Annotated in this window: 13 protein-coding genes; 7 read left to right on the top strand and 6 right to left on the bottom strand. The window is 66.1% G+C overall.

The window, feature by feature from the left end:
- Window positions 1–53: 53 nt before the first annotated feature.
- Genes ACYP33_RS19485 through wrbA form a run of 3 tightly spaced genes read right to left on the bottom strand, consistent with a single transcriptional unit; the run spans window position 54 to window position 2,592 of the window.
- Window positions 54–1,475, bottom strand: a complete 1,422-nt coding sequence (locus tag ACYP33_RS19485; RefSeq protein WP_459623408.1) for an FAD-binding oxidoreductase — start codon at window positions 1,473–1,475, stop codon at window positions 54–56.
- Between the two features lie 20 nt (window positions 1,476–1,495).
- Complete coding sequence (locus tag ACYP33_RS19480) at window positions 1,496–1,987, bottom strand: DUF2069 domain-containing protein (RefSeq protein WP_459623406.1); 492 nt, start codon at window positions 1,985–1,987, stop codon at window positions 1,496–1,498.
- On the bottom strand, window positions 1,987–2,592 hold the full coding sequence (gene wrbA / locus ACYP33_RS19475) for an NAD(P)H:quinone oxidoreductase (RefSeq protein WP_459623404.1): 606 nt from the start codon (window positions 2,590–2,592) through the stop codon (window positions 1,987–1,989). The genes ACYP33_RS19480 and wrbA overlap by 1 nt, the downstream gene beginning before the upstream one ends.
- A gap of 81 nt (window positions 2,593–2,673) precedes the next feature.
- On the opposite strand from wrbA, the gene ACYP33_RS19470 reads away from it, so the two are divergent.
- Window positions 2,674–4,011, top strand: coding sequence for a YihY family inner membrane protein (locus tag ACYP33_RS19470; RefSeq protein ID WP_459623402.1), 1,338 nt, complete (start codon window positions 2,674–2,676; stop codon window positions 4,009–4,011).
- A gap of 33 nt (window positions 4,012–4,044) precedes the next feature.
- On the opposite strand, the gene ACYP33_RS19465 is transcribed toward ACYP33_RS19470, so the two are convergent.
- Window positions 4,045–4,365, bottom strand: a complete 321-nt coding sequence (locus ACYP33_RS19465; protein WP_459623400.1) for an Mpo1-like protein — start codon at window positions 4,363–4,365, stop codon at window positions 4,045–4,047.
- Window positions 4,366–4,567: 202 nt separating this feature from the next.
- Here ACYP33_RS19465 and ACYP33_RS19460 point away from each other — a divergent pair, with 202 nt between their 5' ends.
- From ACYP33_RS19460 to aroC, 3 genes are all read left to right on the top strand, one after another.
- Entirely contained in the window at window positions 4,568–5,038 is a 471-nt protein-coding gene (locus ACYP33_RS19460) for a CBS domain-containing protein (protein WP_414444924.1), read from the top strand.
- A 166-nt stretch (window positions 5,039–5,204) separates the two neighbouring features.
- Window positions 5,205–7,139, top strand: a complete 1,935-nt coding sequence (locus ACYP33_RS19455) for an MFS transporter (protein ID WP_459623398.1) — start codon at window positions 5,205–5,207, stop codon at window positions 7,137–7,139.
- Window positions 7,140–7,244: 105 nt separating this feature from the next.
- Complete coding sequence (gene aroC, locus ACYP33_RS19450) at window positions 7,245–8,345, top strand: chorismate synthase (protein WP_459623396.1); 1,101 nt, start codon at window positions 7,245–7,247, stop codon at window positions 8,343–8,345.
- A 91-nt stretch (window positions 8,346–8,436) separates the two neighbouring features.
- On the opposite strand, the gene ACYP33_RS19445 is transcribed toward aroC, so the two are convergent.
- Window positions 8,437–10,110: an electron transfer flavoprotein-ubiquinone oxidoreductase gene (locus ACYP33_RS19445; RefSeq protein ID WP_459623394.1), complete on the bottom strand. Its 1,674-nt coding sequence runs from the start codon at window positions 10,108–10,110 to the stop codon at window positions 8,437–8,439.
- A 170-nt stretch (window positions 10,111–10,280) separates the two neighbouring features.
- Here ACYP33_RS19445 and ACYP33_RS19440 point away from each other — a divergent pair, with 170 nt between their 5' ends.
- On the top strand, window positions 10,281–11,057 hold the full coding sequence (locus tag ACYP33_RS19440; RefSeq protein ID WP_414444928.1) for an SDR family oxidoreductase: 777 nt from the start codon (window positions 10,281–10,283) through the stop codon (window positions 11,055–11,057).
- Window positions 11,058–11,084: 27 nt separating this feature from the next.
- Window positions 11,085–11,516, top strand: coding sequence for an acyl-CoA thioesterase (locus tag ACYP33_RS19435; RefSeq protein WP_414449580.1), 432 nt, complete (start codon window positions 11,085–11,087; stop codon window positions 11,514–11,516).
- Between the two features lie 49 nt (window positions 11,517–11,565).
- Here ACYP33_RS19435 and ACYP33_RS19430 read toward each other — a convergent pair whose 3' ends face one another.
- A complete protein-coding gene (locus ACYP33_RS19430; RefSeq protein WP_414444930.1) occupies window positions 11,566–12,111 on the bottom strand; it encodes a LuxR C-terminal-related transcriptional regulator in 546 nt (181 codons plus the stop codon).
- A gap of 220 nt (window positions 12,112–12,331) precedes the next feature.
- Here ACYP33_RS19430 and ACYP33_RS19425 point away from each other — a divergent pair.
- The coding region (locus ACYP33_RS19425; protein WP_459623392.1) for a CoA transferase subunit A at window positions 12,332–12,739 on the top strand (408 nt) is incomplete at its 3' end.

The following is a 12,739-nucleotide window of genomic DNA, read 5'->3' as shown; positions in this document are numbered from 1 at the left end:
CATGAAAGCTCCTGCTTGGGGGAAGTTCTGTGTGAGAGGCCGCGTTGGCCGGCTTACCGCAACACCTTCCCCGGATTCATCAACCCGAGCGGATCGAACGCCTGCTTCAGCGTCTTCATCAACCCGATTTCCACCGGCGACTTGTAGCGCTGCGCATCGTCGATCTTCAGTTGCCCGATGCCGTGTTCGGCGCTGATGGTGCCGTGATGGCGGTGCACGTTGTCGTACACGACACGGTTGATCGGTGCCTGGAATTCGGCGAGGAAGGCGCGGGCGTCGCCGCCCTCGGGCGTCTGCACGTTGTAGTGCAGGTTGCCGTCGCCGAGATGGCCGAACGTCACCATGCGCGCGCCGGGCGCGACCTGCTGGATGGCGGCGTCGGTTTCGTCGATGAAGCGCGCGATCGACGAGATCGGCACGGCGATGTCGTGCTTGACGTTGAGGCCTTCGTCGGACTGCGCGAGCGAGATATGTTCGCGCAGATCCCAGAACGCGCGCGACTGCGCGAGGTTTTCGGCCACCACCGCGTCCACCACGAGGCCGGCGTCGAACGCCTCGGCCATCATCGCCTCGAACAGCGCGCGGGCGTGATCCTCGCTCTCGTTGTCGGACAGTTCGAGCAGCACGGTTTGCGCGTGCGGCGTCGCGAACGGGTAGCGCAACTGCGGATAGTGCTTGCCGACCAGCCGCATGCAGAAATCGGACATCAGCTCGAAACCGGTCAGCAGCGGGCCGGCCGCGCGCTGTGCCAGCGACAGGAAGTCGAGTGCGGCATGCGGCGATTCGAGCGCGGCGAGCGCGGTGACTTGCGCCGCCGGGCGCGGATGCAGCTTCATGACGGCGGCCGTGATGATGCCGAGCGTGCCCTCGGCGCCGATGAACAGGTCGCGCAGGTCGTAGCCGGTATTGTCCTTGCGCAGGCCGCGCAGGCCGTTCCAGATCTCGCCCTGCGGCGTGACGACCTCGAGGCCGAGGCACAGCTCGCGCGTGTTGCCGTAGCGCAGCACGGCGGTGCCGCCGGCGTTGGTCGACAGGTTGCCGCCGATCGTGCAACTGCCCTCGGCGGCCAGGCTCAGCGCGAACAGGCGGCCGGCTTCCTGCGCGCGTGCCTGCACGTCGGCCAGGATCACGCCGGCTTCGACGGTGATGGTGTTGTTGTGCGCGTCGAGTTCGCGGACGCGGTTCAATCGCGCCACGCTGAGCACGGCCTGCGAGCCGCTGCCGTCGGGCGTGGCGCCGCCGGCAAGGCCCGTGTTGCCGCCTTGCGGCACCAGCGCGACACGGTGTTCGACGGCCAGCTTCACGACCGCCGCCACTTCTTCCGTGGTGCCGGGACGCAGCACCGCGCAGGTCGCGCCGTGGTAGCGCTTGCGCCAATCGGTGACGAACGGCGCGGTGTCCGGTGTGTCGGTCAGCACATGGTCGGCGCCGATCGCAGCGCGGCAGGCATCGAGGAAGACGGGGGAGGTGGTCATCGCGAGTGTCTCGAATTCGGTCAGGAGGGGCGGCGCGGCGGGCGTGTCGCCGACTGCGGGCGCCGCGCGGCATGGGCCTCATTGTCGGCCGGTTCGGCTCGGGCTGCGCCGGAGGCCGTGCCGATCTGCCGGGCAGCCAGTTTGGCGGCACGCTTGAACGGCGCCACATACGCAATCGTCGCCACGAAAAAGCCGAGCGCCAGCACGCATTCGACCCAACCCAGCCGAGCCGACAGCCCGCGATCGGTCATGCCGCGCACCACGCCCTCGGCAAGGTACAGCAGGATCAGCATCGACGCCCATTGCAGCGTATAGAGGCGCCGCCGCCACACGCCCGGCAGCATCAGCGCGAGCGGCACGGCCTTCAGCATCAGCGCCGAACCGCCGGGGCGCAGCGGTGCGAGCCAGACTTCCCACGCCACCGACAGCACGATCAGCGCGGCCAGGCAGCCGGCCGCGGCGAGCGCGAAGGCGGGGCGGCCGGCGGGCGGCGCGGCGCGCGGGGTGTCCATCAGGCGGCGTCGAGCTTCGCGGCGGCGCGCGCGAGACGGGTGCCGAGCGCCACGGCCAGCGCCTTCTCGTCGGCCGAGATGCCGTGGCGCGTGCCCGGCTGGCCGCCGTGTGCGTGATGCGACGCACCGTATGGCGTGCCGCCGCCGTCGGTGGTGCTCAGTGCGCTCTCGGTAAACGGGATGCCGACGATCAGCATGCCGTGGTGCAAAAGCGGCAGCATCATCGACAACAGGGTGGACTCCTGGCCGCCATGCAGGCTGCCGGTCGACGTGAACACGCAGCCGGGCTTGCCCGCCAGCGCGCCGGCGAGCCACTGCGGCGTGGTGCCGTCGAGGAAATACTTGAGCGGCGCGGCCATGTTGCCGAAGCGGGTGGGGGAGCCGAGCGCGAGGCCCGCGCATTCCTCGAGGTCGCGCAGTTCGGCGTAGGGCGGGCCGTCGGACGGGATATCGGGCTCGCTGGATTCGCAGACGGTGGAAACCGGTGGCACGGTGCGGATGCGGGCCTGCATGCCGGGTACGGCATCGACGCCGGCCGCGATCGCCAGTGCAAGATCGCGCGTGGCGCCGTGGCGGCTGTAATAGAGCACCAGGATGTCTTTCATAGGTCCCTTGAGTGAGCGGCTATTATAGGGGGTGCGACCGCGGCGAAGCCGGCGGAGCAGGCCGTCCGAAGGAGAAAGCCGTTGCCGAAGTTGAGTGTGGATCTCGACACCATCAAGCGTCTCGCGCGCTTCGCCGCCCGCCGTGGCGCTGAAGATCGCATCCCGCAGGTCGCGGGCAGCCTGACGTTCACCACGATCCTCGCGCTGGTGCCGCTCGTGACGGTGGCGTTCGCGCTGTTCACGGCGTTCCCGATCTTCTCGTCGTTCCAGTCGTCGCTGCAGGGCTTTCTCGCCGATCACCTGATGCCGGCGCAGTTCAACAGCCAGATCTTCAAGTACCTGAATCAGTTCTCCGCCAAGGCCAAGGGGCTGACCACGGCCGGCCTGATCGTGCTGGTGGTCACGGCCGTGATGACGATGATGACGGTGGAATCGGCGTTCAACGTGATCTGGCGCGTGCGCAAGTCGCGGCCGTTCGCGCAGCGCGTGCTGGCGTACTGGGCCATCATCACGCTCGGCCCGCTGCTGTTCGGCGTGAGCCTGTCGATCTCGTCCTATTTGTTTACCAAGTCGCTGGCCTTTGCGGGCGCGCCGGATTCGGTCAACTCGTTCGAATGGCTGTTGACGATCGCGTCGCTGCCGCTGACGGTGCTGGCCTTCACGCTGCTCTATGTCTTTTTGCCGAATTGCACGGTGGCCTGGCGCGATGCCGTGGTGGGCGGGATCTGCGCGGCGATCGCCTTCGAGCTGGCCAAGCGCGGCTTCGGTTACTACGTGCGGCGGATTCCGACCTACACGGCCGTGTACGGCGCGTTTGCGGCGGTGCCGCTGTTCCTGCTGTGGATGTATCTGAGCTGGCTGATCACCTTGGCCGGGGCGATGCTGACCTCGGCGCTACCAGTGATCCGCATCGGCCAGTTCCACCGGGTCGACTATCCGGGCAGCGATCTGCTCGATGCCGTCGCGCTGCTGGCGCGCCTGGCCGACGCCCAGGATGCCGGAAAACCGGGCCATTCGGCGGCGCGGCTGGCGGTAATGGTGCGCTGTGGCATGGAAACGGCACAGCGGCTGCTGTCGGCGATGGAGGATCGTGAGTGGGTCGCGCGGCTGGAGGGCGGGAACAGTGCGGCGTCGCGCTACATCCTGCTGGCCAACCGGGAGAAACTGACGGTTTCCCAACTGTTCGACGCGTTCGTGGTCGATCGCGACGAGCTGCTCTATCAGGCCCAGCGCGGCCGCGCGGCGATCGACGGCACGCGCCTGATCGCGGCGCTGACGGGCGAGCCGCTCGGCGCGACGCTGGCCGACCTGCTGACCCGGCGGGACGTGACGCAAGCCGACGAAGCGGGCGAAACCAATGGCCCCGGCGGCGAACCGAGTGCCGGCAAGACCGCCGCGCCGCCGCCTGAAACGGCCTGAACGCCCCGAATCTGTCTCGAATCCGCGGCTGCCTTACAGCCGCACCCGCCCGATGCAGATGTCCTTGAACATCACCCAATCGCCCATCAGGCTGTAGACCGGATGCCGAAACGTGGCCGGGCGGTTCTTTTCGAAGAAGAAGTGACCGACCCAGGCGAACCCGTAACCGCACACGATGGCCGCCGGCAGCCAGCCCCAATGGCCGGTGGCGATCGCCATCGCGAGGCAGCCGATCACGCCGAGGCTGCCGGCGAAATGCAGCCGCCGCGACACGCGGTTGCCGTGCTCGCCGAGGTAGAACGGGTAGAACTGGGCGAAATTTGCGAAATCCTCGCCTTGGGCGGTGCGCGTCATGGCTGTCTCCCGGGCGGGCGGCATGCCCGTCTCGTCATGGCGGCCATTGTGCGGCTCGCGGCGGCAGGCCGCAACCGCCAGGCTGGGCCGCCCCCCGGCACCTGCCGTAGGGGCTTGCCGGGCGGGCCTCGCGCTTTCCTTTTGATGGGGTTTCCGATACGATCGAAAACCAGTTATGTACCATCCAGTTTTGGGGGCAAGAATGCGCGTCAGCGATATTCTGAAAGTCAAGGGCAACACGCTGTACACCGTGACGCCTGATATGCCGCTGCGCGAGGCAGTCGATACGATGGCGGAGCGCGATATCGGTTCGCTCGTCGTGATGGAGTACGGCGATCTGGTCGGAATCCTGACGTTCCGCGAGATCATCCTGCGCCTGAAGGCCAATGGCGGCGCGATCGGCGATGTCCAGGTCCGCAAGGTCATGGACGATCCGCTCACCTGCACGCCGGAAACGGACGTCAACGAAGTGCGCCGGATGATGCTCGAGCGCCATGCGCGCTACATGCCGGTGCTCGAGAAGCGCGTGCTGATGGGCGTGATTTCGTTCTACGACGTCGCGAAAACGGTGGTCGAGGCGCAGAGCTTCGAAAATCGCATGCTGAAGGCGTATATCCGCGATTGGCCGCCCGAGCCGGACGGCGAAGTGCATCAAGCACCCGCGGCGAACTGATCCGGGCTCACCGAAGCAAGGCAGCCTGCCAAGGCGGGCTGTCCGTCACACCGGATGCGCAGGACGGGCCGCGCATCTTCCCACGGCCGGTACGCGAACGCGTGCCGGCCGTTTTCGATCCGACACACCGACCGCGTGCGGCGTCGATGCCGCGCGCCCCGAGCGCATGAGCGATTCCAATACGACAACCACCACGCGGCGCAACGAACGCCATTCGCACTCGTCGCAATTCGGCCTGCTTCGCCAGCGACGCTTCGCCCCGTTCTTCGCCACGCAGTTCTTCGGCGCGCTGAACGACAACGTCTTCAAGATCGGCTTCACCTCGCTGATCACCTACCAGAGCACGAAATTCAACGGTGTCGATCCCAAGACGGCCGCGTTCCTGATTTCGGCCGTGTTCATCCTGCCGTTCATGCTGTTCTCGGCCACCTCCGGCCAGATCGCCGACAAATACGACAAGGCGCGCCTCACGCGCTTCGTCAAGACCTTCGAGATCGCGCTGATGCTGGTGGGTGCGGCCGGCTTCGTCACCCATGTCGCCTCGCTGCTGTATCTGTGTACGTTCATGATGGGCATGCACTCCACGCTGTTCGGCCCCGTCAAGTATTCCTACCTGCCGCAGCATCTGAGCGACAAGGAACTGGTGGGCGGCAACGGGCTGGTCGAGATGGGTACCTTCGTCGCGATCCTGATCGGCACCATCATCGGCGGCGCGGCGGCCGGCATCGACGGGCGCGGCGAGCTGCTGCTGGCCGTCAGTTGCGTGGTGATCGCCGTGATCGGGCGGTTGGTGGCCTCGGGCGTGCCGGTCACGCCCGCGCCGCAGCCGGATCTGAAGATCAACTGGAATCCGGTGTCGGAAACCTGGCGCAATCTGAAGCTGGCCGGCCAGAACCGCACCGTGTTCCTGAGCCTGCTCGGCATCTCGTGGCTGTGGTTCGTCGGTGCGACGTTCCTGACCTCGTTCTTCGGGTTCGCCAAGGACGTGATGTCGGCCAACCCCGACGTCGTCACCGTGCTGCTGGCCACGTTCTCGATCGGGATCGGCCTGGGTTCGATGCTGTGCGAGAAGCTCTCGCGCAACCGCGTCGAGATCGGCCTGGTGCCACTCGGCTCGATCGGCATCAGCGTGTTCGCGATCGACCTGTACTTCGCGAGCCACGTGCTGCCGGCGCACACGCACCTGCTGAACGTCGGCGAATTCCTCGCGCAACCGGCGCACTGGCGCGTGCTGGCCGACCTGTTCCTGCTCGCGATGTTCGGTGGTTTCTACAGCGTGCCGCTCTACGCGCTGATCCAGAGCCGCAGCGCGCCGACCCACCGCGCGCGCATCATCGCCGCGAACAACATCCTCAATTCGCTGTTCATGGTGGCGTCGGCGTTGATGGCGATGGGCCTGACGCATGCGGGCGTCGGTATTCCGGGGCTGTTCCTCGTCACGGGGCTGCTGAACGTGGTGGTGGCCGTCTACATCTATTCGCTGGTGCCGGAATTCCTGCTGCGCTTCGTGGCCTGGGTGCTGGTGCACACGTTCTATCGCATTCGCCTGGTGCATGCCGAGCGGATTCCCGAGGACACGGGGGCGGTGCTGGTCTGCAATCACGTCAGCTATGTGGATGCGCTCGTGATCGCCGCCGCCAGCCCGCGCCCGATCCGTTTCGTGATGGATTACCGGATCTTCCGCGCGCCGCTCGCGAGCTGGGCGTTTCGCCATGCCAAGGCGATTCCGATCGCGCCGCGCCACGAGAATCCCGAGATGCTGGAGCGTGCCTATGCGGCCTGCGAAGCGGCGCTCAAGGACGGCGATCTGGTCTGCATCTTCCCGGAAGGCAAGCTCACGCGTACCGGCGAGATCAACACGTTCCACCACGGCGTGACCGAAATCCTGCGCCGCGCCGACGTGCCGGTGGTGCCGATGGCGCTGCGCGGGCTGTGGGGCAGCTGGTTCTCGCGGCACAGCGATGCGCGCTGGCCTCGGCCGGTGCAGAAGGGCGCGATGAGCCGCCTGACGCTGGCGGTCGGCGAGCCGATCGAGTCCTCGGCGGCCTTGCCGGACGTGTTGCAGAAGGTAGTGACCGAACTGCGCGGCTTGCGGAAATAGGGCGCGAATAGGGTGCAATTGGGCGTCGGCGGGGCCGCGCCCCCTCGGCAGGCGGGGCGGCTGGCATAATAGCGGTTTCCCCGACTTTCTCCTGGAACGGCTCCCATGTCCGGCAATACCCTCGGCAAGCTCTTCACTGTCACGACCTTCGGCGAATCGCACGGCCCCGCGATCGGCTGCGTGATCGACGGCTGCCCGCCGGGAATGGAACTGACCGAAGCCGACATCCAGCTCGAACTCGACCGCCGCAAGCCCGGCACCTCGCGCCACGTCACGCAGCGCCAGGAGCCGGACTCGGTTGAAATTCTCTCGGGCATCTTCGAGGGGCGCACCACCGGCACGCCGATCGGGCTGCTGATCCGCAACACCGATCAGCGCAGCAAGGATTACGGCAACATCGTCGAAACCTTCCGCCCCGGTCACGCCGATTACACCTACTGGCAGAAATACGGCATCCGCGATTACCGCGGCGGCGGCCGTTCGTCGGCGCGCCTGACCGCGCCGATCGTCGGCGCCGGCGCGGTGGCCAAGAAGTGGCTGCGCGAGCGCTTCGGCATCGAGGTGCGTGGCTACATGAGCGCGCTGGGCGCGATCGACGTGCCGTTCGTCGACTGGTCGCATGTGCGCGAGAACCCGTTCTTCGCGCCGAACGCCGAGATCGTCCCGCAGCTCGAGGATTACATGGACGCACTGCGCAAGGACGGCGATTCGATCGGCGCGCGCATCAACGTGGTGGCCTCCGGCGTGCCGGTCGGCTGGGGCGAGCCGCTCTACGATCGCCTCGATGCCGATATCGCCCACGCGATGATGGCGATCAACGCGGTGAAGGGCGTCGAGATCGGCGCCGGCTTCGCGAGCATCGCGCAGCGCGGCTCCGAGCACGGCGACGAGATCACGCCGCAAGGCTTCGTCGGCAATCACGCGGGCGGCATTCTGGGCGGCATCTCGACGGGCCAGGACCTGACGGTATCGATCGCCATCAAGCCGACCTCGAGCATCCGCACGCCGCGCCGCTCGATCACGAAGGCGGGCGAGGAATCGGTCGTCGAAACCTTCGGCCGCCACGATCCTTGCGTCGGCATCCGCGCGACGCCGATCGCCGAATCGATGCTGGCGCTGGTGCTGATCGATCACGCGCTGCGTCATCGTGCGCAGTGCGGCGACGTTCACACCGCCACGCCTAAGATCGCGCCGGAAGCGCCGTAAGCTGCTCGGTTGTCCCTCCATAAAATAACGGGCCTCGCGATTCGATTCGCGAGGCCCGTTTCGTTTCCGGCGTCAGGGGTGCCGGCAGCGCTTACATGTTCGGATAGTTCGGTCCGCCGCCGCCTTCCGGCGTGACCCACACGATGTTCTGCGTCGGATCCTTGATGTCGCAGGTCTTGCAGTGGACGCAGTTCTGCGCGTTGATCACGAGGCGGTCGCTGCCGTCGTCGTTCTTCTGGAACTCGTACACGGCCGCCGGGCAGAAGCGCGCTTCCGGGCCGGCGTAGGTGTGCAGGTTCACGTTGACCGGCACGCTCGGGTCCTTCAGCGTCAGGTGGGCCGGTTGGTTCTCTTCATGGTTGGTGTTCGAGATGAACACCGAGGAGAGACGATCGAACGTCAGCTTGCCGTCCGGCTTCGGATACACGATCGGCGTGCATTGCGAGGCCGGCTTCAGCATCTCGTGGTCGGCGTGCTGGTGATGGAGCGTCCACGGCACGTTGCCGCCCAGCAGCTTCTGCTCGATGCCGACCATCACCGTGCCCAGATACAGGCCCTTGGCCATCCACTGCTTGAAGTTGCGCGCCTTGTACAGCTCCGTGTAAAGCCACGACTGCTTGAAGGCTTCCGGATAGGCCGTCAGCTCGTCGTGCTCGCGGCCGGCCTGCACGGCCTCGAACGCGGCGTCGGCGGCCAGCATGCCGGTCTTGATCGCGGCGTGGCTGCCCTTGATGCGCGAGGCGTTCAGGAAGCCGGCGTCGTCGCCGACCAGCGCGCCGCCCGGGAACACCGTTTTCGGCAGCGATACCAGCCCGCCCGCGGTGATGGCGCGCGCGCCGTACGACACGCGCTTGCCGCCTTCCAGGAACTTGCGGATTTCCGGGTGAGTCTTGTAGCGCTGGAATTCCTCGAACGGGGAGAGATACGGGTTCGAGTAACCCAGGCCTACCACGAAGCCGACCACCACCTGGTTGTTGTCCATGTGATACAGGAACGAGCCGCCGTAGGTGTCCGAGGCGAGCGGCCAGCCGGCCGTGTGGATCACGAGGCCCGGCTTGTGCTTGGCCGGATCGATTTCCCACAGCTCCTTGATGCCGATCCCGTAGGCCTGCGGATCGGCGTTCGCGTTCAACTGGAACTTGTCGATCAGTTGGCGGCCCAGGTTGCCGCGGCAGCCTTCGGCGAACAGCGTGTACTTGGCGTGCAGTTCCATGCCGAGCTGGAAGTTCTCGGTGGGCTCGCCGTCCTTGCCGATGCCGAGGTTGCCGGTAGCCACGCCCTTCACCGAACCATCTTCGTGATAAAGGATTTCGGCGGCCGGGAAACCCGGGAAGATCTCGACGCCGAGCGCTTCGGCCTGCTGACCGAGCCAGCGCGTGACGTTGCCCAGGCTGATCACGTAGTTGCCGTGATTCTTGAAATTGTCGGGCAGCGCCCAGTTCGGCACCGACTTCGCGCCGGTTTCGCTGAGGAACAGGAAGCGGTCTTCGGCCACTTCCACGTTGAGCGGCGCGCCTTTTTCCTTCCAGTCGGGGAATAGCTCGCCGATCGCGCGCGGGTCCATCACGGCGCCCGACAGGATATGCGCGCCGATTTCCGAACCCTTCTCGAGCACGCAGACGTTGATTTCGCCGCCTTTTTCCGCCGCGAGCTGCTTCAGCCGGATGGCCGCCGACAGGCCGGCCGGGCCGCCGCCGACGATCACGACGTCGTATTCCATCGACTCTCGGGGGCCGTATTGCTCGATCAGGCTTGTGGGGGTCATGAGCGTTCCTCTAACCGTTAGAATGCTTTTTAATTGGGAGCGTATTGTCGATCAAATAAAACGGTTGCCGCAACAGAATGCGGCTAGATTAGCACGATCGTTCTATTTATATGATAAGGTTCCTGCCCGGCAGCAAGCCGCATGCCGGGCTATCCAGCAAGGGAGTTGTGATGGGTCGTTCGATCAATCTGGAAGGCAAGGTGGCGATGGTGACGGGCGCGTCGAGCGGGCTGGGCCAACGCTTCGCGCAGGTGCTCTCGGAGGCCGGCGCGAAAGTCGTGCTGGCGAGCCGTCGTATCGAGCGCCTCAAGGAGCTGCGCGCGCAGATCGAGGCAGCCGGCGGCGCGGCGCACGTCGTGTCGCTCGACGTGACCGATCACCAGAGCATTCGCGCCGCGGTGGCGCACGCCGAAACGGAAGCCGGCACGATCGATATCCTGGTCAACAATTCCGGTGTGTCGACGATGCAGAAGCTGGTCGACGTGACGCCCGAGGATTTCGGCTTCGTGTTCGACACCAACACGCGCGGCGCGTTTTTCGTCGCGCAGGAAGTGGCCAAACGGATGATGATGCGCGGCAACGGCCACGGCAAACCGCCGTATCGCATCATCAATATCGCATCGGTGGCCGGCCTGCGGGTGTTTCCGCAGATCGGCCTGTATTCGATGAGCAAGGCCTCCGTGGTGCACATGACACGCGCGATGGCCAGCGAATGGGGCCGGCACGGCATCAACGTCAACGCGATCTGCCCCGGCTACATCGATACCGAAATCAATCACGACCTGTGGGAAACCGAGCAGGGCCGCAAGCTGCAGTCGATGCTGCCGCGCCGGCGCGTCGGCAAACCGCAGGATCTCGACGGCCTGCTCCTGCTGCTGGCGGCCGACGAGTCGCAATTCGTCAACGGCTCGATCATCTCGGCCGACGACGGGTTCGGGCTCGCATGAAGCGGCGGTCTGCTGGAAGAAAGTGAAATGAGCGAATACGTTCCCGTTTTCGAGATGTCGATGCCGATCCGGTGGGGCGACATGGATGCGTTCGGCCATGTCAACAACACGGTCTATTTCCGCTATATGGAGCAGGCGCGGATCTCGTGGTTCGAGGCGCTCGGCATTGCGGGCGGCAACGGCGAAGGGCAGGGGCCGGTGATCGTCACGGCCTCGATGGAGTTCCTCAAGCAGTTGCACTATCCGGGCGACGTGATCGCACGCATGACCGTCGCCAAGCCGGGGCGCAGCAGCTTCGACACCGGGTTCGAGCTGGCCCGGGCAGACGATCCGAGCCACTTGTACGCGCGCGGGAACGCGCGCTGCGTCTGGGTCGATTACGCGCTCGGCAAATCCACGCCATTGCCGGAACTGCTGCGCGATACGATCGAAGCGGCGCTGCGCCAGCGCGTCGAGTAAGCGGCAGGCCGCGTCGGGCTCGTGCACGGCGCAATCGCGCGCCGCGCCGCTACTGGCCGAGCAGCCGCTGCAGCAGCTCGGCCGTGTTCGCCGTGCCGTACTTGCGCATCAGCCGCGCGCGGTAGATATCGACCGTGCGCGAACTGATGTCCAGCACGCGGCCGATCTGCTTGCTGGTCTTGCCGGTGGCCAGTTGCGCGGCGATCTCGCGCTCGCGCGGTGTCAGTTCCACGGCCACGCGCCGCGTCGCGCTCAAATCCTCGAAGGTCCACACGCCATCGGCGAGCGGCGCCGCGCGGTCGAGCGCGCGGCCCGTCACATGGCACCAGAACAGCTCGCCGTCGGCGCGCTTCATGATCCGTTCGTCCGCATAGCAGCCGGTTGCACTCATCACCCGGGTGATGCGCTCGCCGATTCGCTGGAATTCGTCCGGCGACGGATAGAGCACGCGGTACGACTGGCCGATCAGGTCGGTGCGGCGGCAGCGGAACATCGCCGCGAGTGCGTCGTTGCAATCCTCGATCACGCGGTCGCGCGACAGCACGAGGCCGATCGGCGCAAGGTGGAAGGCAGTCTGGTAATCGAGTTCGGGCATCGGGCGGTGTTGTCGGGCGTTCGCGCATGGTGGTGAACGCTTATGTATTTTTGCGTATTGTGCCGTATCGGCTGCCCATCGTACCCTTTCCGGCAAATCACTCGACGGAAGTGCCGCGTTGTCAACGCGGGATCATCCGAGGGTGTCTAGAATGACGCGGCAGGTTCGACACGCGTCGCGAACCGGTTCGACTGGTTTCCATAGAGGAAGGGACAGAAAGATGAACAAGATCTACCCAAGCGCGGCTGCCGCGCTCGAGGGCATTGTCGCGGACGGGCAGACCTATGCCGTCGGCGGCTTCGGCCTGTGCGGGATCCCCGAGGCGCTGATCGCCGCGCTGCGCGACACCGCCGTCAAGAACATCACCTGTATCAGCAACAACGCGGGCGTGGATGGCTTCGGCCTCGGCCTGTTGCTCGAAACGCGGCAGATCAAGAAGATGATCTCGTCGTATGTCGGCGAGAACAAGGAATTCGAGCGCCAGTACCTGTCGGGCGAACTCGAGCTCGAATTCACGCCGCAGGGCACGCTGGCCGAGAAGCTGCGCGCCGGCGGCGCGGGCATCCCGGCGTTCTTCACCAACACCGGCTACGGCACCGTGATCGCGGAAGGCAAGGAAACGCGCCAG

This window comes from Burkholderia sp. 3C, from assembly GCF_054589155.1.
Note: the sequence above shows the minus strand (reverse complement) of the source record. Positions and strands in the feature narration are given on the sequence as shown.